19 protein-coding genes are annotated in these 22,870 nt (G+C 72.3%); 2 read left to right on the top strand and 17 right to left on the bottom strand.

All coding sequences use genetic code 11. The annotated features are described in order from the left end of the window. Positions 1-2: 2 nt before the first annotated feature. From BOSE127_RS11400 to BOSE127_RS11475, 16 genes are all read right to left on the bottom strand, one after another. A complete protein-coding gene (locus BOSE127_RS11400; protein ID WP_228499450.1) occupies positions 3-776 on the bottom strand; it encodes a DedA family protein in 774 nt (257 codons plus the stop codon). A 410-nt stretch (positions 777-1,186) separates the two neighbouring features. Beyond that, positions 1,187-3,295, bottom strand: a complete 2,109-nt coding sequence (locus BOSE127_RS11405; RefSeq protein WP_159557242.1) for a PTS fructose transporter subunit IIABC — start codon at positions 3,293-3,295, stop codon at positions 1,187-1,189. 74 nt (positions 3,296-3,369) lie between these two features. Next, positions 3,370-4,365 (bottom strand): 1-phosphofructokinase family hexose kinase, encoded by a 996-nt coding sequence (locus BOSE127_RS11410; protein WP_159557244.1) that lies wholly within the window; start codon positions 4,363-4,365, stop codon positions 3,370-3,372. Then, positions 4,362-5,150: a DeoR/GlpR family DNA-binding transcription regulator gene (locus BOSE127_RS11415; protein ID WP_056069518.1), complete on the bottom strand. Its 789-nt coding sequence runs from the start codon at positions 5,148-5,150 to the stop codon at positions 4,362-4,364. The genes BOSE127_RS11410 and BOSE127_RS11415 overlap by 4 nt, the downstream gene beginning before the upstream one ends. A gap of 197 nt (positions 5,151-5,347) precedes the next feature. Further along, positions 5,348-6,532 carry an ABC transporter permease gene (locus BOSE127_RS11420; RefSeq protein WP_236559536.1) on the bottom strand — a complete coding sequence of 395 codons (1,185 nt, stop codon included), beginning with the start codon at positions 6,530-6,532 and terminating at the stop codon, positions 5,348-5,350. Then, positions 6,529-7,272, bottom strand: a complete 744-nt coding sequence (locus tag BOSE127_RS11425) for an ABC transporter ATP-binding protein (RefSeq protein WP_071250543.1) — start codon at positions 7,270-7,272, stop codon at positions 6,529-6,531. The genes BOSE127_RS11420 and BOSE127_RS11425 overlap by 4 nt, the downstream gene beginning before the upstream one ends. Beyond that, positions 7,269-8,423, bottom strand: a complete 1,155-nt coding sequence (locus BOSE127_RS11430; protein WP_159557246.1) for a peptidoglycan-binding protein — start codon at positions 8,421-8,423, stop codon at positions 7,269-7,271. The genes BOSE127_RS11425 and BOSE127_RS11430 overlap by 4 nt, the downstream gene beginning before the upstream one ends. Beyond that, positions 8,420-8,938, bottom strand: a complete 519-nt coding sequence (locus tag BOSE127_RS11435; RefSeq protein WP_056069528.1) for a hypothetical protein — start codon at positions 8,936-8,938, stop codon at positions 8,420-8,422. The genes BOSE127_RS11430 and BOSE127_RS11435 overlap by 4 nt, the downstream gene beginning before the upstream one ends. Next, positions 8,935-10,155: a sensor histidine kinase gene (locus tag BOSE127_RS11440; protein ID WP_159557248.1), complete on the bottom strand. Its 1,221-nt coding sequence runs from the start codon at positions 10,153-10,155 to the stop codon at positions 8,935-8,937. Before BOSE127_RS11440 ends, BOSE127_RS11435 begins: the two co-directional genes overlap by 4 nt. Further along, positions 10,152-10,805 (bottom strand): response regulator transcription factor, encoded by a 654-nt coding sequence (locus BOSE127_RS11445; RefSeq protein ID WP_159557250.1) that lies wholly within the window; start codon positions 10,803-10,805, stop codon positions 10,152-10,154. The genes BOSE127_RS11440 and BOSE127_RS11445 overlap by 4 nt, the downstream gene beginning before the upstream one ends. Before the next feature lie 45 nt (positions 10,806-10,850). Beyond that, positions 10,851-11,405, bottom strand: coding sequence for a DUF2231 domain-containing protein (locus BOSE127_RS11450; protein ID WP_017886366.1), 555 nt, complete (start codon positions 11,403-11,405; stop codon positions 10,851-10,853). A gap of 76 nt (positions 11,406-11,481) precedes the next feature. Next, complete coding sequence (locus BOSE127_RS11455) at positions 11,482-13,650, bottom strand: ATP-dependent Clp protease ATP-binding subunit (RefSeq protein ID WP_082046896.1); 2,169 nt, start codon at positions 13,648-13,650, stop codon at positions 11,482-11,484. A gap of 53 nt (positions 13,651-13,703) precedes the next feature. Continuing rightward, a complete protein-coding gene (locus tag BOSE127_RS11460; RefSeq protein WP_017886368.1) occupies positions 13,704-15,110 on the bottom strand; it encodes an MFS transporter in 1,407 nt (468 codons plus the stop codon). A gap of 104 nt (positions 15,111-15,214) precedes the next feature. Continuing rightward, entirely contained in the window at positions 15,215-15,499 is a 285-nt protein-coding gene (gene tatA, locus BOSE127_RS11465) for a twin-arginine translocase TatA/TatE family subunit (protein WP_031259354.1), read from the bottom strand. Positions 15,500-15,650: 151 nt separating this feature from the next. Beyond that, positions 15,651-17,207 (bottom strand): sugar transferase, encoded by a 1,557-nt coding sequence (locus BOSE127_RS11470; protein WP_017886370.1) that lies wholly within the window; start codon positions 17,205-17,207, stop codon positions 15,651-15,653. A 111-nt stretch (positions 17,208-17,318) separates the two neighbouring features. Next, a complete protein-coding gene (locus tag BOSE127_RS11475) occupies positions 17,319-20,027 on the bottom strand; it encodes a glycoside hydrolase family 2 protein (RefSeq protein ID WP_159557252.1) in 2,709 nt (902 codons plus the stop codon). A gap of 237 nt (positions 20,028-20,264) precedes the next feature. Between BOSE127_RS11475 and BOSE127_RS11480 the strand changes: the two genes are divergently transcribed. Both BOSE127_RS11480 and BOSE127_RS11485 read left to right on the top strand, forming a co-directional pair. Further along, positions 20,265-20,684 carry a hypothetical protein gene (locus BOSE127_RS11480; protein ID WP_042538705.1) on the top strand — a complete coding sequence of 140 codons (420 nt, stop codon included), beginning with the start codon at positions 20,265-20,267 and terminating at the stop codon, positions 20,682-20,684. Positions 20,685-20,785: 101 nt separating this feature from the next. Next, positions 20,786-21,616, top strand: coding sequence for an aldo/keto reductase (locus BOSE127_RS11485; protein WP_017886373.1), 831 nt, complete (start codon positions 20,786-20,788; stop codon positions 21,614-21,616). A gap of 72 nt (positions 21,617-21,688) precedes the next feature. Here BOSE127_RS11485 and BOSE127_RS11490 read toward each other — a convergent pair whose 3' ends face one another. Beyond that, positions 21,689-22,834: a class I SAM-dependent methyltransferase gene (locus BOSE127_RS11490; protein WP_236559537.1), complete on the bottom strand. Its 1,146-nt coding sequence runs from the start codon at positions 22,832-22,834 to the stop codon at positions 21,689-21,691. Between the last annotated feature and the right edge of the window lie 36 nt (positions 22,835-22,870).

The following is a 22,870-nucleotide window of genomic DNA, read 5'->3' on the forward strand; positions in this document are numbered from 1 at the left end:
GGTCAGTCGCGGGCGGGCTCGGCGCGACGACGACCCCGGGCACCGCTCGCGGCCGGGCTGCTGCTGCCGCGGTCGTCGTGGTCGTCGGACCCGCCCGCACGACGCTCGGCCCGCACCCGGCGGAGCCGCCGCACCACGAAGCTCACCACGACCACCGCGATGGCCACGTAGAGCACGCGGTCGATCCACTCCGTGTAGGCCTCGACCTTGTCGTACTGCGACCCGAACGCTGCACCGAGCAGCACGAGTGCACTGTTCCAGATGCCGCTCGCGATGATCGTGAACACCGAGAAGGTGCCGAGGTGCATGCGGTCGGCGCCGGCGGGCAGCGAGATCAGGCTGCGGACGATCGGGATGAACCGGCCGAAGAAGACCGCGCTCTTGCCGTGGCGGTGGAACCAGCCGGCCGCCTTGCGGAAGTCGTCCTCGTCGACGAGGGGCAGCTTGCCGAACCACCGCGTGGTGCGTTCGAACCCGATCTTCGCGCCGAGCCAGTACAGCACCAGGGCCCCGAGGTACGAGCCGATCGTCGCCAGCACGAGGACCAGCACCAGGTTCATCTGACCGGCACCTGCCAGGAACCCGGCCAGCGGCAGGATCACCTCGGACGGGATCGGCGGGAACACCGTCTCGACGAAGAGCATCAGCCCGACGCCCCACTCCCCCAGGGCGTCGATCAGCTGGAGCACCAGGCCGGAGAGCCCACCGAGGTCCGAGGGGGCGGTGGAGTCGCCACTGGCGACGGTCATGGCGCGGGCGGTCACGGCAGTCGTCATGCCCCCAGCATCCCTGAACGCCCTGTCAGGACCCGGCGCGCCACCTGGGTGTCGGCCGAGTTCGTGCAGAGCGACGACCTCGGTTTCGGCCTCGGTGGAGCCGCCCGGTCACGACACCCCGCTCAGCTCCGCGGACTGGTCAGCAAGTGTCGGATGGAACCGGCGCAGACGACGATCCGTGACCAGTCGTTGTGATTCGGCGCGCGTGGCGGGCGAAGGCGACGGGACGACGGACGGGAGGCCCGGTGCCAGCTGGCACCGGGCCTCCCGTCCGTCGAATGGTGGCGTTGACACCGCGAGACACCGTCGTCTTGCTGAAGCGCCCGTGCTCCCGCGAGACGCCCCCGAATCCGACGGCGTCTCGGCGACGCCACGGCGTCTCAGTCGGACGCCGGCGTCTCGCGGATCGACTACGCGGCGACCGGCGCGCGCTGGCCGATCGTCTCGCCGGCCACGGCAGCCTCGCTGCCCGCAGCGGCCTCGTCGACGGGGCGACGACGCACCCACTTCTTCAGGGCGACGAGCACCAGCGCGGACACCACGGTCCCAGCCAAGATCGCGACGACGAACATCAGGACGTCACCGATCGCGAAGAAGACGAAGATCCCGCCGTGCGGCGCTCGTGAGGTCACACCGGCAGCCATCGAGATCGCGCCCGTGATCGCGGCCCCGACCATCGACGCCGGGATGACGCGCAGCGGGTCGGCAGCGGCGAACGGGATCGCACCCTCGGAGATGAAGGACGCACCGAGCAGCCACGCGGCCTTGCCGTTCTCGCGCTCCGGCTTCGTGAAGCCCTTGCGGTAGAGCACGGTCGAGGCGAGCGCGAGTGCCAGCGGCGGCACCATGCCGGCGGCCATGACGGCGGCCATGATCTCGAACGGCACGACGTTCGTGGCGGTGCCGGCACCGAGCCCGGCGACGGCGAACGCGTACGCCACCTTGTTCACCGGACCACCGAGGTCGAAGGCCATCATCAGGCCGAGGATGATCCCGAGCAGCACGGCCGAGGCGCCGGACAGGGAGTTGAGCCAGGCGGTGAGCTCGGTCATGACCCAGGCGATCGGGCCACCGAGCACCAGGAGCATCAGCCCCGAGGCGATGATCGAGGCGAAGAGCGGGATGATCACGACGGGCATCAGGCCACGCAGCCAGCGCCAGGTCGGGATGCGCCCGATCCAGTAGGCGGCAGCACCGGCGATCAGGCCACCGACCAGACCACCGAGGAACCCGGCGTTCATGAAGACGGCGATCGACCCGGCGACGAAGCCCGGCGCGATGCCCGGGCGGTCGGCGATGGCGTAGGCGATGTACCCGGCGAGTGCTGCGACCAGGAACCCGAGCGACACCTGCCCGATCTGGAACGCGGCGGCGCCGAGGTAGTACCCGAGGCCCTCCGGCGGCAGGTTCAGCAGCGTGGAGTTCGTGAGCGTGTACGCGGCGTTGCTCATCCCCGAGTCACCGTGGTCCAGCGCGATGCCGTACCCGGAGAGCAGGAAGCCGAGCGCGATGAGCAGCCCGCCGCCGGCCACGAACGGGATCATGTAGCTGACGCCGGTGAGCAGCCAGCGCTTGAGCGACTGGCCGAAGTGCTCGTTCTTGGCGGTGGACTCACCCTCGACGGCGGCACCACCCTGCACGCGTGCGGCGTGCGGGTCCTCCGAGGCGCGGATGGCCTCGGCGATCATCTTGTCGGGCTCGTCGACACCGCGCTTGACGGGGCCGGAAACCAGCGGCTTGCCGGCGAACCGGCCGCGGTCGCGGACGTCGACGTCGACCGCGAACACGACGGCGTCGGCACGGGCGATGAGGGCCGGGTCGAGGGGCTCGACCTGCGAGGACCCCTGCGTCTCGATGTGCATCTCGGCACCGGCGCGCTGGGCGGCGGCGACGAGGGCGTCGGCAGCCATGTAGGTGTGTGCGATGCCGGTCGGGCAGGCGGTGACGCCGACGAAGACCTTGCGGTCGGCAGCGGGGGCCGCGGCGGTCGCGCTGCCTGCCGTCGCCGGAGCGGAGGCGCTGCTCGCCGTCCCGACGCCGGCCTCGGCCACTTCGCCGCTCACCTCGTTGTCGACGAGCTGAACGATCTCGTCGGCCGTGGTCGCGGCGCGGAGCGCGGCGGTGAAGTCCTCACGGATGAGTGCGCGAGCCAGGGTCGAGAGGACCGTCAGGTGGTCCTTGTCCGCCCCTTCGGGCACGGCGATCATGAAGACGATGTCGGCGTCGCCGTCCGGAGCGCCGAACGGCACCTTCCGGGCCAGGCGCGAGAACGCGAGCGTCGGCTCGGACACCGACGCCGACCGGGCGTGCGGGATGGCGATGCCACCGGGGACGCCCGTGCCGACGCTCGCCTCGCGCTTGATGGCGTCGTCGGCGAGCGTGGCACCGTCGGCGGCGCGGCCGGTCGCGGCGACGCGGTCGGCGAGCACCCGGATCACGTCGGTCGACGTGGCGCCGAGGTCCTCGTCGAGGCCGACGAGCTGTGCGCTGATGAGGCGCGGACTCGAGTCTGCGGACATGTGCTTGCTCCTTCGCAATGGCGCTGATCGCGCGGTGGTGCGGGTGTTCGTGGGGTGATCGGGTGGGGTGGGGATCAGGCGGGTTCCGGAGCCGGGTGCGTTTCGAGCAGCCGGACGGAGACCGCCGTCGGGTCGGTGTGGTCGAGTGCCGGCACGTCACTGCCGGGCAGTGCTGCGGCCGCGGCCCCGGTGGCGACGGCCTGTGCGAGACGCTGCTCCGGCGACGCTCCCGCGACCTCGGCGAGCAGGTAGCCGGCGAGCGAGGAGTCCCCCGCGCCGACCGTCGAGCGGGCGATGATCTTCGGTGCGGCGGCGGCGAAGGCCCCCTCGTCCGAGACCAGCACGGCTCCGGCGCTGCCCAGGGTGAGCAGGACGGTGCCGACGTTCTTGCGCCGCAGCCGCTGGGCTCCGGCGACGGCGGCGTCGAGGTCGCGCTCGTACTCCTCGGGGTCACCGCCGACGACCTCGGCGAGTTCCTCGGCGTTCGGCTTCACCAGGTCGAGGTGTTCGCCGGACTGCAGCAGCGCGGTGAACGGCACCCCGGACGAGTCGACGGCGATCCGGACGTCCGCACCGTGGCGGGCACGGACGGCCCGGACGAGCACGGCGAGGGCGTCGTCCGGCAGACCGGGCGGCAGGGACCCGGCGACCACGACCCAGCGGGCGGCGGGGCCGGTGGCGGTCGCGGCGGCGGTGTCGGCCACCAGGGCGGCGAGGTCGTCGAGGCGCCCGGCGAGCGAGGGGCCGGGTTCGTTGAGCTTCGTGGTGGTGCCGGTCGGCTCGGTCACGGTGACGTTCGAGCGGAGCGGTGCCCCGATCGGCAGCGCGGCGGTCGGGATGCCGCGCGTGGCCAGGCCGAGCAGGACCGGGTCGAGCTCGTCGCCGGGCAGGACCGCGACGGTGTCCCCACCGCTCGCGACGACCACACGGGAGACGTTGACGCCCTTGCCGCCGGGCTCCGCCGTGGACCGGGTCGCGCGCTGGACGGCGCCGCGCTGCAGTTCACCGGCGAGCTCGATCGTGCGGTCGAGCGACGGGTTCGGGGTGACGGTGACGATGCGGGCGTTCATGCGACGACCACCTCGACGTCGGCGTCGGCGAGTGCTCCGGCGAGGTCGGCCGGGGGCTGGTCGTCGGTGACGAGCGTGTCGATCTCGTCCAGGCGTGCGAACCGCATCAGGGCCTCTACGCCGTGCTTGGCGGCGTCGGCGAGCACCACGGCGCGTCGGGCGGCGAGCACGTAGGCACCCTTCACGGCGGCCTCGTACTCGTCGGGAGTGCTCAGGCCGAAGCCGGCGGACAGGCCGTTCGTGCCGATGAACGCGACATCGGGGCGGAGCGCACCGATCTGCTCGACGGTTGCCGTGCCGACCGCCGCGCTCGTGACGCCGCGGACCCGGCCACCGAGCAGGTGCAGTTCGAGGTGCTCGCTGTGCTGCAGGGTCGCGGCGATCGGCACCGAGTTCGTGATGACGGTGATCGTCGAGCCGGCGACCTCGGGCTCCCAGCGGGCGAGTTCGGAGGCCACGGCGGCGCAGGTGGTGCCGGCGTCGAGGGCGATCGAGCCGGTGAAGGTGGGCGGCACCAGGCGCATCGCGGCGCGGGCGATGGCCGACTTCGCGGTGCCGTGCTGTCCCTCGCGCTCGGCGACGCTGAGTTCGACCACGCTCGAGCGGCCGACGGGCACCGCTCCCCCGTGCACCCGGCGCAGGACCCCGGCGGACTCGAGGGCGTCGAGGTCACGGCGCACGGTCTCGGTGGTGACGTCGAAGTGCTCGGCCAGGCCTGCGACGGACACGCGACCGGCGGACTGCAGCTCGGCGGCGATGGCGGTGTGCCGCTCGGTTGCGTACATGCCCGAACTCCTTCGTTCCGTTGGGTTTCGTGCACTGTACGTCGCAAACCCACAAGAACGCAACCGTTCCGTCCTGAAACCAACAGGTCCACAGGTGCCGGCCGTCACGCCCGCGGGGCCGCGGCGACCGCCTGGAGGCCCGGTGCCGGTCCGGCGGACCGGCACCGGCCCTCCTGTGCGGACGTCCACCGCACGCGTCAGACGGCCGCCAGGGCGGACGTCGGTGGGATCCTCGCCGCGCGCGCCGCCGGGTAGAGCCCGGAGACCCCGCCGATCACTACGGTGGCGCCGAGCCCCCCGACGACGGCCCAGACCGGCAGCGCGACCGGCCACCCCTGGGTGACGGCGAACACGACGGTCACCCCGACCCCGAGGACGACACCCGCCACCCCACCCAGGAACGACAGCAGCAACGACTCGACCAGGAACTGGTCGCGGACGTCCCGACGACGTGCGCCGAGGGCACGACGGACACCGACCTCGGCGCGGCGCTCCAGGACGGTGATCACCATCGTGTTCGCCACCCCGATGCCACCGACCAGCAGGGCCACCCCGCCGATGCCGACGAGCAGCCCGGTGAACGAGTCGTCGGTGGCGTCCTTCGCCGCCAGCGCGTCCGACGGCCGGGTGACGCCGACGTCCTGCGGGTCCCCCGGCCGGACCGCGCCGGCGAGCAGGTCCCGCGACCGTTCGACGTGCGCCGGGTCGACGCGTGTGTAGACGGCGGTCGGTGCCCCGTCGAAGCCCAGCTGCTCGGCGAACCCGCGGGGCACGAACACCCGCGAGTCCAGGTCCGCGGCGAGCGCCACGGGTTCGAGCACCCCGACCACCTGCACCCACTGCCCACCGAGCCAGACCCGGCTGTCCGGCCGTGGGTCGCCGATGCCGAGCACGACTGCGGCCCGCGCTCCCAGCACGACCTGCGGCGGGGCGCCGGCGGCGTCGATCCAACGCCCGGATGCGAGCCGCCCGCCGAGCACCCGTGGCACGTCGCCCCACGCAGCGAGGACCCCGAGGCCCTTCGTCTGGGGTGCCGGGACGAAGTCGTTCCGGTACACGCCGGTGTCCGGCACGGTGCCGACCGCAGCTGCCGACTCGACGTCGTCCTGTCGCAGCACCGACTCGAGTGCGGTGGACGGCAACGGCACCGGTTCGCCGAGGCCCTGCGCCTGGGTGAGGGTGAGCACGTTCGTGCCGAGCGTGTCGAGCACCTGGTCGACCTTCGCCTTGCTCGACGACGAGATCCCGACGACCGCGAGCATCGCCGCGATGCCGATCGCGATGCCGAGCGCGGACAGCACGACGCGACCCGGTCGGGTCCGCAGCCCGAAGACGCCGAGGCGGAGCAGGTCGAGTCCGCCCACGGACCGACGGCGGCTCACGGGGCGACCTCGTCGACCGGCGCGACCTCAGGCTCGATCATGCCGTCGCGCATCCGGACCTGCCGGGGCAGCGATGCCGCCAGGTCCAGGTCGTGCGTGATGACCACCACCGTCGTGCCCGCAGCGTTGAGCTCGCGCAGCAGCTCGACGACCGTCGCACCGGACGCCGTGTCGAGCGCCCCGGTGGGTTCGTCGGCAAGCAGGATCGTCGGGTCGCCGACGACGGCCCGCGCGATGGCGACGCGTTGGCGCTCGCCGCCGGAGAGCTGGTGCGGTCGGTGGTCCACCCGGTGGGCCAGTCCCACGCGGCCCAGGGCCTCGACGGCCAGGCGGTGCCGCTCGCGCCGGGGGACCCCCTGGTAGAGCAGGCCGTCGGCGACGTTCTCGGCGGCGGTCGCCCCGGCCTGCAGGTGGAAGTGCTGGAAGACGAACCCGATGTGGTCGGCACGCAGGCCGGACAGATCGTCGTCGGACATCGTCGCGACGTCGTTGCCGGCGATCGTCACCGTGCCCGAGGTGGGACGGTCGAGCGTGCCGACGACGTTGAGCATCGTCGACTTGCCCGAGCCCGACGGGCCGACGACCGCGACGAGCTCCCCCGCGCCGACCTCGAGCGAGACCCCGCGCAGGGCTCCGACGTCGCCGTGGGTCTTCGTGACGTCCCGGAGCGACAGGACGGCGGCCGCCGGCAGGACGGCCGTGACGGGCACGGCGGGAACGACGGGAACGACGGCGCTCATCCGGGCACCACCACCCGGTCGCCCGCGGTCAGGGCGCCGGTGACCGCGACCCGCCCGTCGGCGCTGAAGCCGGGCTCGACCCGGACCCGCTCGGTCGTGCCGTCCCGCTGCACGACGTCGACGGCGTACCTGCCACCGGCACCCGCGACGAGGGCGGCGACCGGCACGGACAGGACGTCGTGCTCGGTGGCGCCCTCCGCGTCGACCTGCGCGGACGCGGCCTCGGGCAGGGACCGCTTGCCCGGGTCGAACGACACCGAGACGTCGACGGCCGTGCCGCCGTCCTCGCTCGTCGTCGGCTGCACGTCGACGACGGAACCGGGCATGGCCCCACCGGCGCCGTTCACGCGGACCTCGACGTCGGTGCCGACGGCGAGCCGCTCGGCATCGCGCTGCGGCACGGTCGCCGTGACGACCCGCCGGGTGCTCGTGACCTGCAGCACGTCGGTCGTCGCGCCCGCGCTGCCGGCACCGGTGCTCGCTCCCACTGGACCGGCGCCGGCCGCTGCACCAGCACCACCCGCGGCCGCTCCCGCACCACCGTCGATCCGCTCGCCGAGGCGCCCCTCGACCGAGGCGACCCGGACCGCGCCGTCCACGAAGGCGACGTCGTCCGCAGTGAGCACCCCGGTGCCCTCGTGTCCCCGGCCCTCGTGCCACTGCCGGACTGCTCGCTCGGTCCGCGGGCCGAACCGGTCGTCCACGGACACGTCGTACCCGAGCGCGGCCAGGTTCTCGTTGAGCTGCCGGACGTCGGCGCCCTGCAGCCCCCGTTCCAGATCGCGCCAGAGCGGCACGGTGCCGTACATCGACCGGACGTCCCGCTCGTCGACGGCGTACAGCGCCCCGTCGCGTTCGACCACGTCGCCGACCCGGGGCAGCCAGGTGATCGTGCCGGCGGCTGCACCGGGGACCCCCGAGGCCGCGCCGTACCCGAGCGTCCCGGCGAACACCTTCGAATCCGTCAGGTCACCGCGCGTGACGGTGCCGGTGGCTCCGGCGGGTGCAGTCCCGCCGCGCGACGCACTGCTGGCCGAGGCGCCCGCACCGTTCGGCGCCACGGCGAGGGCCCACGTCCCGACCCCCGCGGCCACCGCTGCGACGAGGCACCCCGACACGATCAGCCGGCGACGGGCGCGTCGGTGGGTCACGACCCGGCTCCGCCCTGGACAGCCTCGAACGCCGCGTCGGTGCACGGCCCGGCGGCCTCGTCGAACGCCTGTTGGTCGTCCGGCTGGAACCGCATCTGCGCGTCCTGGTCGTCCGGGTAGTCCGGGAACCCCTGCTCCCGCAGGCACTCCGCCGTCCTCCGGGCGATCTCCTCGGTGCCGGGCATCGGTTGCGCGGCCTGCGCGTCACCCGCGGCCGCAGAGTCGTCGAGGCAGCCCTTGAGGTCGTCCTGGTACTGCTCGGGGTCGACGCCGTCCGGTGCGCTGAGCTGCATCGACCCGCCGCCGGTGCCGGGGTCCGGCATGTCGTAGCCGCGGTCGCGCATGCACTCGGCGAGGGCGACGCCGGGTGCCGCGCCCCCGGAGGCGGTCGTCGCGTCGTCGTCGGGTGCCGGGTCGGAGCAGCCGGCCAGCAGCAGGGGCAGCAGGACGACGGCCGCGGCCACGCTCATCAGGGACCGGGTGCGACGGGTGGTCGTCATCGTGGTGTGGTTCATGCCTCCAGCACAGCGGACGGGCTGTTTCGCCCCGCGTGCACGTCGGGTTGCACCGGCGAAACACCGACCCGGACGAGCAGCCCACCGGTCGGCCGTGCGGTGATCGACAGCGTCCACCCGTGCGCGTGCACGATCGCGGCCACGATCGACAGGCCCAGACCGCTGTGCTGCCCACGTCCGGCGTCCGCGCCGCCGCGACGGAAGGGTTCGACGAGCAACGCCGCCTCGTCCGCCGCGACCACCGGCCCGTCGTTCTCGACCACGAAGCCGTCCGGTTCCGTCGTCACCCGCACGGCACCGCCGGGTTCGTTGTACTCGACGGCGTTGCCGACGAGGTTGCCGAGCAGCTGCCGCAGCAGCGTCGGCTCGCCGGACACGACCAGGCTGCCAGGAGGCCCGGTCCGGCGTTCGTGGGTCAGCGTCACTCCCGCCTCGGCCGCGTCCCGGGCCGCGCTCGCGACGACCTCGTCGGTCACCTCGACGAGGTCGACGGCCCGTGTCGCGCCCGCCAGGCCGCGGTCGGCCTCGGCGAGCACGAGCAGCGACGCGACCAGCCGCTCGGTCCGCCGGTTCTGCTCGAGCAGCTCGGCGCGGACGGCACGCACCTCGGCCGGGTCGGCGTCGTCGTGCAGCCCGATCTGCACCGCGGCGCGTTGCACCGCGAGGGGCGTCCGGAGTTCGTGGGACGCCTGGGCGACGAACCGTCGCTGGCTCTCGAACGCGGTCTCCAAACGGGCCAGCAGGTCGTCGACCGTCCGCGAGAGCCGTCGGAGCTCGTCGTCGGGTCCGCCCAGGGCGATGCGCTCGTGCAGGTTCGACGCGGAGATCCGGTTCGCGGTCGCCGTGATCCGGTCGATGGGACGGAGCACCCGGCGGCTGACGATCCAACCGATGCCGCCGGCAGCGATCCCGGCACCGGCGGTCCCGATCGCGGACCACTGCCACTGCTGCACCGCGACGAGGCGGATCACCGCCACGGCACCGGTGCGCTCGTCCGCCGCCGCTGGGTCCACCGCGAGCGGGGCCGGAGCGGTCGTGGCGCTGTCCGATCCGGACGGTGGTCGCTCGACGGCCGCCGTGTCGAGACCCGCGCCGACGCCCGCCAGGGACATGGTGTTCGTGAAGACCACGACCCCGGTCGCGAGCGCCATGGCCGCCAGCGCGAACGTCAGGGCCGTCCGGGTCCGGATGCTCCAGCCTCGGGCCCACCGACTCACAGCGAGTAGCCCTGGCCGGGCACCGTCCGGATCGGGTCCGGGTCCCCGAGTTTCCGGCGCAGCTTCGACATCGTCACGCGGACCGCGGCGGTGAACGGGTCGGTGTTCACGTCCCAGACCTTCTCGAGCAGGTGCTCGGCGGAGACGATGCGACCGTCCGCGCGGAGCAGGGTCTCGAGCACCCCGAACTCCTTCGACGTCAGGTCGAGCGGGTGACCGTCACGCGTGGCCATCCGCCGGTTCGTGTCGACGACGAGTCCCGCGCGTTCGAGCACGGGGGCGACGGGTGGGACGCTCCGCCGACCGAGCGCGCGGACCCGGGCGACGAGTTCCGGGTACTCGAACGGCTTGGTCAGGTAGTCGTCCGCACCGAGCTCGAGCCCCTGCACCCGGTCGCGCAACGTGGTCGCTGCGGTGAGCAGGAGGATCCGTGTGAGTGCGCCACGAGCGGTGAGACGCCGTGCGACCTCGTCGCCGTGCAGCCCGGGGACGTCGCGGTCGAGCACGACGACGTCGTAGTCGTGCACCGCCAGCAGCTCGTCGGCGTCGTCGCCTCGGTAGGCGACGTCCACCGCCATGTCCTGTCGGGTCAGGCCCGTCGCGATCAGGTCGGCGAGGGCCCGTTCGTCGTCCACCACGAGTACGCGCATCGATACATCACACGTGACGTACCTGTACTGGACCTGGGAGGCAGATCAGGCGTCGAACGGCACCTCGCCGTGGTCGCTGACGCCGGCGCGCTGCCGGTAGGACAGGTGTCCGCCCAGGTACCCGCCGACACTCACGACGGCGAGCCCGGCGAAGCCGAGCAGCTTGCCGGCCCCGTGGTTGCCGCGCTTCCGCTGCAGCCACGACAGGCCGTACAGCGACAGTCCGGTCCAGTTCACGGCCTGGTGCACCCATCCGGTGCGGAGCTGCTCGCGGTCCAGTTCCGACCAGTCGACGTAGCCGGCGACCGAGGCGCTGCTCGCCGAGACGACCCCGACGCCGACCAGGGTCTTGGCGGCCTTCGCGTTGCCCTTCCCGCCGAGCAGGTCGAGCACCGCGGCGGAGATCCAGGCGCCGAGCGGCACCTGCACCATGAGCGGGTGGATCGGGTGACCGAACGGGACTCCGTGCAGCAGCTGACGCAGGGCTTTCGGCTTGGCCAGGGCATTCACGACGGCACGGTCGATGTCGACGGCCTTGTCGAGCACGCTGGCGTGCTCGACGGCGTCGGTGAGGCGGCGGAGCGCGCGGATCTCAGGCATGCTCTGCAGCCAACACCCTGGAGGCCCGGCACCGGTCTCAGGAACCGGTGGCGGGCCTCCCGTCCGTCTTGGTGGGCTACTCCTCGACGATCTCGGCCAGCTCGAAGGGCTCGACCGTCAGGCCGTCGCCGTCCGCGGCGACGTCCACCCGGACGGTGTCGCCGTCACGGACGTCACCCGACAGGATCGCGCGGGCCAACCGGTCGTCGATCTGCCGCTGCATCAGGCGACGCAGCGGCCGCGCACCGTAGAGCGGGTCGTACCCGCGTTCCGCGAGCCAGCCGCGCGCCTCGGGGGTGACCGCGAGCTCGAGCCGACGGTCGGTCAGGCGACGAGCCAGCCGGTCGACGTAGAGCGACACGATCTGTCCGAGGTCCTCGGCGGTCAGGGCCTGGAACACCACGATGTCGTCGAGGCGGTTGATGAACTCGGGGCGGAACGCCTGCTGCACGAGCTCACGGACCGCCTCCTCCCGCTGCACGTCGCTCAGGGACAGGTCCGTCATGAACTGCGACCCGAGGTTCGACGTCAGCACCAGGATCGTGTTCCGGAAGTCGACCGTGCGGCCCTGGCCGTCGGTGAGCCGTCCGTCGTCGAGCACCTGGAGCAGCACGTCGAACACCTCGGGGTGGGCCTTCTCGATCTCGTCGAGCAGGATCACCGAGTACGGACGACGCCGGACGGCCTCGGTGAGCTGCCCACCGGCCTCGTACCCGACGTACCCGGGCGGGGCACCGATCAGGCGGGCCACGGAGTGCTTCTCGCCGTACTCGCTCATGTCGATCCGGACGAGGGCCTTCTCGTCGTCGAACAGGAACTCGGCGAGCGCCTTGGCCAGCTCGGTCTTGCCGACGCCCGTCGGGCCGAGGAACAGGAACGAACCGGTCGGACGGTCCGGGTCGGAGATGCCGGCGCGGGTGCGCCGGACGGCCTCGGACACGGTGGTCACGGCCGTGCGCTGCCCGATGATGCGGCGGCCGAGCTCGCTCTCCAGGTGCAGGAGCTTCTCGGTCTCGCCCTGCAGCAGTCGGCCGAGCGGGATGCCCGTCCACTGCGCGATGACGGCGGCGATGTCCTCGTCGGTGACGCTGTCGTTCACCATCCGGTCGGCGCTCTCGGCCTGTTCGGCGGCGGCGAGCTCGGCCTCGATGCGGGGCTTCTCGCCGTACTCCAGGCGGGAGACGAGTTCGTAGTCGGCCTCGCGCTGGGCTCGCTGCGACCGCATGTTCAGGTCGTCGAGCTGCTGCTTGAGCTCACCGATGCGGTTCAGGCTCGCGCGCTCGGCCTGCCAGCGCTGCTCGAGCTCGGCCAGCCGGGCCCCGCGCGTGTGCAGCTCGTTGCGCAGGGTCTCGAGGCGGGCCTTGGAGGCGTCGTCCTTCTCCTGCTTGAGCGCGAACTCCTCGACGCGCAGACGGTCGACGTTCCGCTTCAGCTCGTCGATCTCGACGGGGCTGGAGTCGATCTCCATGCGGAGTCGACTGGCGGCCTCGTCGATCAGGTCGATGGCCTTGTCGGGCAGCTGGCGGCCGGAGATGTACCGGTTCGACAGGCTCGCGGCGGCGACCAGTGCGGAGTCGTTGATCGTCACCTTGTGGTGCGCCTCGTAGCGTTCCTTGAGCCCGCGGAGGATCGCCACGGCGTCCTCGACGCTGGGCTCACCGACGTAGACCTGCTGGAAGCGACGCTCGAGGGCGGCGTCCTTCTCGATGTACTCGCGGTACTCGTCGAGGGTCGTCGCACCGATGAGCCGGAGCTCACCGCGGGCGAGCATCGGCTTGAGCATGTTCGACGCCGCGACGGACCCCTCGCCGCCACCGGCCCCCATCAGCGTGTGCAGCTCGTCGATGAACGTGATGACCTGCCCGTCGGAGTCGTTGATCTCCTTGAGCACGGCCTTCAGCCGCTCCTCGAACTCGCCGCGGTACTTCGCGCCGGCGATCAGGGCGGAGATGTCGAGCGAGATGAGCCGCTTGTCCTTGAGGGAGTCGGCGACGTCGCCGGCGACGATGCGCTGCGCGAGCCCCTCGACGACGGCGGTCTTGCCGACGCCGGGCTCGCCGATGAGCACCGGGTTGTTCTTGGTGCGGCGCGTGAGCACCTGGGACACGCGCCGGATCTCGGAGTCACGTCCGATCACGGGGTCGAGCTTGCCGCTGCGGGCGATCGCCGTGAGGTCGATGCCGTACTGCTCGAGGGCGGTCTTCTGTCGTTCTTGCGAGTCAGGAGCGCCCTGGAGGTTCGCCATGCGTTCCGTCCTTTCGTTGCGGTGGTCCTGGACTTGAGTCTACTCCACTCAACTTACGTCCGCGCGGGCGTATTCCGGATCCCGACCGCGCAGACGACGGCACCGGCCAGCAGCAGGAGCGCCATCACCACCATGGCCCGGTGCAGCCCCTCGACGCTCACCTCGCCGCCGAGCACGACGCCAGCGAGTGCCACCGTGACCAGGCCGGCGATCCGGGCGAAGGCGTTGTTGACCGCCGACCCGGAGCCGGCCTCGGACTGCGGGACCGAACCGAGCACCGCACTCGTCAGGGGTGTGACCATCAGCGCGATGCCCACGCCGATCAGCACCAGTCCGGGGAACACCGACCACCAGTAGCCGTCCGGGTCGTCGCCGGCGAACAGCAGCAGGAGCGCCCCGACCGCACCGACCGCCGGCCCCGCGGCCATGAACCAGCGCGGGCCGTACCGACCGGCGAACGACCCGACGGCGGTGGAGAGCACGAGCAACATGATCGTCGGCGGCAGCGTCGCGAGGCCGGCGAGCCAGGCCGGGAACCGCCAGACCTCCTGCAGGAAGAGCGTGACGACGAAGAAGACCATGCCGAGTGCGCCGTAGATGGACAGCGTCGCGAGGTTGCCGACGGTGAAGTTGCGCGCCCGGAACAGTTCGAGCGGCACGAGCGGCGACCCGGCCGTCCGGGTCACCCGCAGTTCCCACGGCACGAACGCCACGAGGGCAGCGGCACCGAGCACGAGCGCGGCGACCACCACCGGGGAACCCCACCCCAGCCGCTCCTGCTCGATGAGCCCGAGCACGACACCGCCGACCCCGACCACGGCGAGCAGCGCCCCGACGACGTCGATGCGTGGGCGGACGACTGGGTGCACCTCGCCGGTGATGCGCAGGACCAGGGGGATCGTCACGGCGATCGGCACCGCGGTGAGCACGAAGATCCACCGCCACCCGATCCCGTCCACCACCAGGCCGCCGGCCACGGGCCCGAGGATGGTGGCTGCACTCGACCAGGCTGTCCACGTGCCGATCGCCTTCGCCTGCGCCGCCCCGCGGAACGCCGCCACGATCAGCGCGAGCGCACTCGGCATGACGAGCGCCCCGCCGACGCCCTGCAGCGCGCGGGCGACGATGAGCACCTCGCCGGTCGGGGCGACCGCGCACGCCACGGACGCGATGCCGAAGACCACGAGCCCCCACGTGATGATCCGCACCCGGCCGAACAGGTCGGACAGGCTCCCGGCGACCAGGATGAGCGAGCCCAGGGTGACGAGGTAGGCGTCGACGACCCACTGCTGCACGACGAGTCCGCCGCCGAGCTCCTGCCGGATCGCGGGGAGTGCGACGTTCACGACGCTCGAGTCGAGCCCGACGACGAACGACGCCAGGATCGCCACCACCAGCACGATGCGTCGGTCGCCCCGGAGCGGTGCGACGGCGTGCGGCGCGGGGACGGGAGCGGTCATGTGCTCATCCTGCGGCACGGGGTGCCCGGCGGTCGATCCCGCACGACGAAGCCCCCGCGACCGATGTGGTCGCGGGGGCTGCCGACAGGACGGGGCTGGGTGTCCTAACGCCGGGAGTCGGTGTTGGGCTGCGCGCTCGGCCCCGGGTTCAGGACCGGACCGGCGGCGGGCTCGGCGGGAGCGTTCTGGACGGTGCTGTTGTGCACCGTGCCGTCCGGCGCCGCACCGTTGGCCTGGGCCTTCTTCTCGTCGTCGGACATCTCCTTCTTGAAGATGTTGATCGACTGACCGAGGCCCTTGGCGAGCGCCGGGAGCTTGGTCGCGCCGAACAGCAGGATGACGATCCCGAGGATGATCAGCAGGTGAATGCCGCCGAGGTTTCCGAGCATCATGACTCCTTGTTGTGGAACTGGTCGCCGTCCGGTGATCGTCGTCGACCCACGCGGCGGAAGTCCGTGTGCCTCCATCGTAACTCCCCCGCCCCTGGAAGCCCAGGCCGGCCCCCGGAACGGACACCGTTCGTCCAGGGAAGCGCAGCGCTCAGTACGCGCCGCGGGACCGCAGCACCGACGGGACGGTGCGGGCGAGGATCACCAGGTCGTGCAGGAACGACCAGTTCTCGACGTAGTGCAGGTCGAGCCGCACCCCTTCGGCCCAGTCGAGGTCCGATCGGCCGCTGACCTGCCACAAGCCGGTGATCCCCGGGGTCACGAGGAGTCGGCGGTCGGCGAAGTCCTCGTACAGCGCGACCTCGCGGGGCAGGGCCGGTCGGGGGCCGACCAGGCTCATCGACCCGGTGAGCACGTTCCACAGCTGCGGCAGTTCGTCGAGCGAGGTCCGTCGCAGGAAGGCACCGACCCGGGTCACCCGCGGGTCGTCCTGCATCTTGAACAGCGGACCGGCGCCCTGGTTCTCGGACTGCAGAGCAGCCATGCGCGCCTCGGCGTCGACGCACATCGTCCGGAACTTCAGGATCGGGAACTCCGCGCCACCGCGACCGACGCGGACCTGCCGGAAGAACACCGGCCCGCCGTCGTCAGCGCGGACCGCCAGCGCGACCGCGGCCAGGACCGGGGAGAGCAACGCCAGGCCGAGCACGGCGCCGACGACGTCGAGCGCCCGCTTGCCCATCCGGCGGCGGTAGTCGGGGGTCTCGACGTGCATGAGCGGCAGCCCGTCGACCGGGCGCTCGTGCACCCGCCCGGCGGCGATGTCGGCCAGGGGGGAGGACACCACGAGCTCGACGCCGTGTTCCTCGAGCTGCCACCCGAGGCGACGGAGGCGGGCGTGCCCACCACGGACGGCACCCGCGACGACGACGGCGGAGACGCCCTCGGCCCGGGCGTGCGCGAGCACGTCATCGATGCCCCCGACGACCGGAGCCGTTGCCGCCCCCAGGTCGACACGGGCCCCGGCCGGAGCGCAGTCCGTGACGACGGCCCGCACGCGGTAGCCGGCACTCGGCGCAGCGGCGATCCGCGCACCCACGTACCGGACGTCCTCGGCGTCGCCGACGATCAGGACGTCCTGCAGGTGCTCGCCCCGGGCGCGACTCCGGGCGAGCACTGTGCGGACACCCTTGCGGCCGAGTGTCAGGAACGCGAGCCCCAGCGGGAACGCGATCGCGACGTACCCGCGGGCCAGGTCGAGCTGCGCCGCGTACGCGACGACCGCGACCCCGGCGATGGCGACGAGGCTCGCGGTGACGAGGCGGCGGTACTCCTCGCCGCCGATGCCCGCGATCCGGGGGTCGCGGGTGCGGAACACCGAGAGCAGGAGCATCCAGACCACGACGATGGCGGGGGCCACCACGAACTCGAACCAGCCCGAGCGTGGTCGGACGGATGCGAGCTCCCAGGGGAACCGCACGACGTGGGCGATGGCGAACGCGGTGAGCAGCAGCGCGAGGTCGAGCAACGCCACCGCGGGGACGAACCCCCGGCGCGCCCCCGCCGGAGCGACCGTCCGGAGTGACGCCGTGGCACCGACCGGCCCGGCGGACGTCGGCACCGTCGAGTTCAGCGCGGTCGGGTGGAGCACGGTCGAGTGGAGCACGGTGGGGACCGCTCCGGTGGGTGGGCGCATCGCGAACGACATCTGGGGCCTCCTGTCGACCGATCGACGAGGAGATCGATCGGACGCCGGAGTCGCTCAGGTCACGACATCGAGCGGCGCACCGTCAAATATATCACCGTGTCGTTCTGCATATCAACGGTCGAGCGCGCGGTCCAGACTCCAGAGCACGGGCGCCTCCCGGAGCGCGGGGACGTCGGCCTCGGTCACCCCGCGCAGCCGGAACACCACCCGTTCGCCGGGCAGCAGCGTCATGAACCCGCGGTCGACCGTGCCGCCGGCCGCCACACGGTCCGGCTGCACGAGCAGGTCGCGGACGAGCGAGTCAGCCTCGACGGTCAGGTCCACGCCGCCGTCGACCACCGCGAACGCGGTCCGGTAGCGCGCCGGCTCCCAGCGCATCGCAGCGTCGGGGCCGGGGGTCCAGACCGCACGGCGCCAGTCCATGTCCGCGACGATGAGCTCGTTCGCCGGGTCGTCGACGACGCCCACCGACTCGGGCAGCGACACCACCGCGACGCCGGCGCCGGACAACCGGACCGGCAGCGACACCTCGGCCAGGATCGTGCCGGCCGTGGTGATCCGGCGGACCCGGACGACGCTGTCGTGCCCGGTGCGGGTCGACCGGACGGCCACCTCGACGGGCGAGGACCCGAAGGCGCCGGGCGAGACGCCCAGCGAGAGCGTGTCCGCGAGCGCACCCAGATCGGCCGTCTCGCCGGCCGCAGGCGACGCACCCGGGTGATCCGGGCCTCCCGTCCGCTCCGCACCCGACGCACCCGACGCGCTGGTCGGAACGACCGCACCGGACGCGTCGGCCGCCCCAGGCGCCACCGACACCGACGACACCGGACGGATCGTCAGCAGCACGTCGTCGTACAGGCGGCGCAGCTCGTGCGCCAGCGGCTTCAGCCGCCCCGCCGAGTCGATCGCGGACCACGACGACACCGGCCACAGGTCGTTCAGCTGCCACACCACCACGCCGGTGTTCCGCGGCCAGTGCGTGCGCCAGTGCTCGATGCCGGTCGCGATCGCCCGTGCCTGCTGCAGCTGCGTCAGGTAGTGCCAGGCGTCGAACGCTGCCGGGTCGACCCCGCCGAAGCGCGGCTCCAGCCCGCGGGCCAGCTTGGCCATCCCGTCCGCCGCCTTCTGGTGGTGGACCACACCGGGCGAGTCGACCCGCAGCGGCGCGTCCGTGACCGCATCGCGCAGCGTGCGCCAAGCGGGCGGCGCCTGCCAGCCGAACTCGGACACGAAGCGCGGCACCGACTCGCGGTAGGCGGTGTCGGGCAGCCGGTTCCAGACGTCCCAGGAGTGGTGCGTCTCGTGGTCGACCTCGTTCGCGGGCAGCGACTCGGAACCGGACCACGGCGACGCGACCGTGTAGAAGCGCGACGGGTCGACGGCGTCGACGATGGTCGGCAACAGGTCGAGGTAGTAGTCGAGGCCCCAGCCCCGATCGCCCAGCTCGGCACCCCAGCCGTCGGCGTCGTGCAGCCAGATGTTCTCGTTGTTGCCGTTCCAGACCACCAGCGAAGGATGGCGGGCGAGCCGGGCGACGTTGTCCCGCGCCTCGGCGATGACCTCGCTGCGGATCGGCTCGACCTCCGGGTAGGCGGAGCAGGCGAACGGGAAGTCCTGCCAGACGAGCAGCCCGAATTCGTCGCAGACCTCGTAGAAGTCGCGCGATTCGTACACGCCGCCGCCCCAGACGCGCACGAGGTTCGTGCCGAGCGACGCCGCGGCACCCAGCCGGGACTCGAGCCGGGCGCGGTCCACGCGCGAGACGATGACGTCGTCGGGGATCCAGTTGACGCCACGGACGTCGACGAGGGTGCCGTTGACGTGCACCGCGAAGGGGCGACCGATGCCGTCCACCTGGGTCTCGATCCGGGTCGACCGGAAGCCGGTGCGGAACGTGTCGCGGTCGAGCACCTCGCCGTCGACGGTCTGCAGCTCGACCACGACGTCGTACTGCGGCTGCGCGCCGTAGCCGCGCGGCCACCAGCGTCGTGCCTCGGGAACGCGCACGGTGACGACCGTCTCGTCGTCCTTCGGGGTCAGCTGCGCGCGGGAGCGCTGACGCGTGGTGGCGCCGTCCTCGGTCTCGCCGCTCACGGTGACGACGAGCACCAGGTCGTCGTCCTCGCCGTCCTGGTCCAGGTCGTTCATCCCCGAACGCTCGACGGTGATGTGGGCGTCGAGCACGCCCTCACCGGCCTCGACGTCGACGAGTGGACGCACCTCGCGCAGGCGCGCGGTCGACCAGCGCTCGATCGCGACCGGCCGCCAGGGGCCGCTCGTGACCGCGGTCAGGCCCCAGTCCCAGCCGAAGTTCGACGCCATCTTGCGGATGTACGGGAACGGTTCGTCGTACGGGCCCGGCATGCTGCCGGCCTTCGCGGCCACCCGGCCGGCCTCGCGGTACGGCGACTCGAACAGGATCTCGAGGTCCTTCGTGGTGCCACCGGACCCCGTCTGCACCCGGGCGTCGAACCGGTAGCGGCGGTGCATGTTGCGGGTCGTGCCCACGACGACGCCGTCCAGGCTGAGCTCCGCGACGGTGTCCAGGCCGTCGCAGACCAGGTCGACGCGCTCGTGTCCGCGCGGGTCGACGTCGACCGTGCGGCGGTAGGCCCAGTCGGCGCGGCCGACCCACTTGGCGGCCTGCTCGTTCAGGTGGAACGTCGGGTCCGGCAGCAGGCCCTCCCACTCCAGGTCGGTGTGGACCTGGCCCGGCACCGTCGCCGGGATGGTGCGGCCCACGACGCCGTCCGGCGCACCGGTTCCTCCGGCCATCGTCACGGTCCAGTGGTCGCGGAGTTCCTCGCGTTCGAGGGTCATGCGGGTCCTTCTCTTCGGCGGCAGGGTGTCCGTCAGCCTCGGTCGGGGACGCCGGCCGGCGGCCCGGCCCACGACCGGTCCCACGGCCTGGAGGCGCGGCACCGGTTGCCCGGGCGTCGTCACGCCGCGCGCGCGAACGGGGTGCGCTCGCGCGAGGGGTGCTCGGCGATGCTAGTACGGGATGCTTTCGGCAACCTAGGTGGTGACAGGGGCGGGTCGCGCGGGCAAGGTGGGAACGTGATCACCGTCGAACTCGCCAGGTCCCTCCGTGACGCCGGCCTCCGCTGGCACCCCGAGACCGGGGACCGGTTCGTGATCGACAAGCCCGGCATCGACGACGACGTCTACACGGTGTCCGAGATGACCGTCGAACGGCACGACTCCCCCACCGGCACGATCCTCGGCTTCAACGGCACCACGGAGTGGGCCCTCGACTCGGTCACCGCGTCGGAGTCGCTCTGGCTGCCCCGCGAGGACCAGCTGCGCGACCTGCTCGGGCCGTCGTTCATCGGGCTGACCCGGGTGCCGGTCGGCGGGCGCCTGGTCTTCACGGTGACGGCGACGATCGGGGGCGTCGACCGCAGCTTCGCGTCCGAGGTGCCCGCGATCGCGTACGGGCAGGCACTGCAGGCGTACATCACGGCTGCGCTCTCCTGAGCTGCGCAGCCCGCGCGGCGCAGCCCGAGCGGCGCGCCCGGGCTCGCCGTTCCTGGGTGTCGGCGGAATGCGCGCTGAGGGGCGTTTGGTTGCATGGGTCCATGACCGTTCCGAACATCACCCTGAACGACGGCAAGACCATCCCGCAGCTCGGCTTCGGCGTCTTCCAGATCGACCCCTCCGAGACGAAGGCCGCCACGCTGGCTGCGCTCGAGGTCGGCTACCGCCACATCGACACCGCCGAGATGTACGGCAACGAGAAGGAGGTCGGTGAGGCGATCGCTGCGTCCGGCATCCCGCGTGAGGAGATCTTCGTCACCTCGAAGCTCAACAACGGCTTCCACGACCCCGAGGCTGCGCTGGAGAACGGCAAGAAGTCGGCCGAGCTGCTCGGCGGCTACACCGACCTCTTCCTCATCCACTGGCCCCTGCCCACCGTCTCGGACTTCGTGCCGACGTGGAAGGCCTTCGAGGAGCTCTACGCCGCCGGTACCGCCCGGTCGATCGGTGTCTCGAACTTCCAGACCAACCACCTCAACCGCCTCGCCGCCGAGACGACCATCACCCCGGCCGTGAACCAGATCGAGGTGCACCCGTACCTGGCGCAGGACGAACTCCGTGCCTACAACCGCGAGCACGGCATCGCGACCGAGGCGTGGTCCCCGATCGCGCAGGGCCTCGTGCTCGACGACGAGACCATCACCCGCATCGCCTCGTCGGTCGGCAAGTCCCCGGCGCAGGTCGTCCTCCGTTGGCACATCCAGCGCGGCGACATCGTGTTCCCGAAGTCCGTCACGCGCGCCCGCGTCGAGGAGAACTTCGCGATCTTCGACTTCGAGCTCTCGGACGAGGACATGACGGACATCACCGGCCTCGACAAGGGCCACCGCACGGGTCCCGACCCCGACACGTTCGACTACGTGCCGGCCTGATCGATCCCAGCACAGCAGCACGTCGCGAGAGCCGTCCGGGTCAGCCCGGGCGGCTCTCGCCGTCCGTGGCCGTCAGCGGTTCGTCGCGACCGAGGCCGTCACGGTGAACTTCGGGGTCCTGACGACCTCGCGGGTCGGCCCGGCCAGGCGCGAGAGGACCGGCCGGTAGCGCAGGTGCGTGTTCCAGACGCACCACAGTTCACCGCCGGCCTGGAGGATCGTGGCCGCGTTCCGGAACATCGCCTCGGCGGTGTCCGTGGTCACCGCCGTGTCCGCGTGGAACGGCGGGTTGCACAGCACCAGCTGCGCGGACCCCTCGGCGAGCTCGTCGCCCGCGTCGGTCCGCAGCACCGTCACCCGGTCGGCGACCCCGTTGGCCTCCGCCGTCGCGCGCGTCGACTCCACCGCGATCCGCGACACGTCGGTGGCGACCACGCGGACGTTCGGTCGGCGCAGCGCGGTCGCCGCTGCGATCACGCCGTTGCCACTCCCCAGGTCCACGACCGTGCGCGCGGTGGGGACCGCTCGGTCCATCGCGTCGAGGAGCACCCGCGTGCCCTGGTCGAGCGACGTCCCCGCGAACACGCCACCGTGCGCGACCAGGGTCATGCCGAGGTCGTCGACGTGCACCGACCGGGGCCAGGGGTTCGTGGTCGCGGCACGGGTGGCCTGGGCGCGGAGCGGGTCCTGCGCGATGAGCAGCCGCGACTTGCCCCGGCCACGCGAGGCAGTGACGTCGCCGAACGACCGGCGCAGCACGTCGTTCTGCGACAGGTTCATGTACTTGACGTTGCCGCCGCAGAGCAACACGACGTCGGGCGCGGCGAAGCGGGCGACGGCGCGGGCGATCTCGTCCAGTCGGTCGTGCGACTTCGACAGCCGCAGCACGACCAGCCGGACGTCGCGGAACGCAGCCTCGAACGAGTCGGGGTGGTGGAACCCACGGAGTCCGAAGGTGCCGGCGTTGGCCTCGAGCGCCCGCTCCCCCACCAGGGAGTCCTGCACGACCCGGATGTCGCTCGCGCCGTACTGCGTGATGAGGCCGAGCGTCAGCACCCCGTACCGGTCGTCGACGACCGCGACCTCGCCCGGCTGCCGGAGTGCGTCGCCGTGCACGTGCGGTGCTTCGTCGAGCAGGAAGCGGTCGGTGCCGTCGATCGCGATGAGGTCGGGCGCGTCGTCGTCGCGTCGGCGGAAGAGGTCGGCGAAGTCTGGCACCGCGTCAGCGTACCCGGCGACAGCCCGCGGCGAAGC

The organism is Curtobacterium sp. 8I-2, assembly GCF_902506155.1.
Lineage (GTDB): Bacteria > Actinomycetota > Actinomycetes > Actinomycetales > Microbacteriaceae > Curtobacterium > Curtobacterium poinsettiae.

What these genes read in the sequence shown, in the direction of transcription:
- BOSE127_RS11400 (WP_228499450.1), bottom strand. Translation starts at nt 776, where the DNA reads ATGACGACTGCCGTGACCGCCCGCGCCATGACCGTCGCCAGTGGCGAC.
- BOSE127_RS11405 (WP_159557242.1), bottom strand. Translation starts at nt 3,295, where the DNA reads ATGTCCGCAGACTCGAGTCCGCGCCTCATCAGCGCACAGCTCGTCGGC.
- BOSE127_RS11410 (WP_159557244.1), bottom strand. Translation starts at nt 4,365, where the DNA reads ATGAACGCCCGCATCGTCACCGTCACCCCGAACCCGTCGCTCGACCGC.
- BOSE127_RS11415 (WP_056069518.1), bottom strand. Translation starts at nt 5,150, where the DNA reads ATGTACGCAACCGAGCGGCACACCGCCATCGCCGCCGAGCTGCAGTCC.
- BOSE127_RS11425 (WP_071250543.1), bottom strand. Translation starts at nt 7,272, where the DNA reads ATGAGCGCCGTCGTTCCCGTCGTTCCCGCCGTGCCCGTCACGGCCGTC.
- BOSE127_RS11435 (WP_056069528.1), bottom strand. Translation starts at nt 8,938, where the DNA reads ATGAACCACACCACGATGACGACCACCCGTCGCACCCGGTCCCTGATG.
- BOSE127_RS11445 (WP_159557250.1), bottom strand. Translation starts at nt 10,805, where the DNA reads ATGCGCGTACTCGTGGTGGACGACGAACGGGCCCTCGCCGACCTGATC.
- BOSE127_RS11450 (WP_017886366.1), bottom strand. Translation starts at nt 11,405, where the DNA reads ATGCCTGAGATCCGCGCGCTCCGCCGCCTCACCGACGCCGTCGAGCAC.
- BOSE127_RS11455 (WP_082046896.1), bottom strand. Translation starts at nt 13,650, where the DNA reads ATGGCGAACCTCCAGGGCGCTCCTGACTCGCAAGAACGACAGAAGACC.
- BOSE127_RS11460 (WP_017886368.1), bottom strand. Translation starts at nt 15,110, where the DNA reads ATGACCGCTCCCGTCCCCGCGCCGCACGCCGTCGCACCGCTCCGGGGC.
- tatA (WP_031259354.1), bottom strand. Translation starts at nt 15,499, where the DNA reads ATGCTCGGAAACCTCGGCGGCATTCACCTGCTGATCATCCTCGGGATC.
- BOSE127_RS11470 (WP_017886370.1), bottom strand. Translation starts at nt 17,207, where the DNA reads ATGTCGTTCGCGATGCGCCCACCCACCGGAGCGGTCCCCACCGTGCTC.
- BOSE127_RS11475 (WP_159557252.1), bottom strand. Translation starts at nt 20,027, where the DNA reads ATGACCCTCGAACGCGAGGAACTCCGCGACCACTGGACCGTGACGATG.
- BOSE127_RS11485 (WP_017886373.1), top strand. Translation starts at nt 20,786, where the DNA reads ATGACCGTTCCGAACATCACCCTGAACGACGGCAAGACCATCCCGCAG.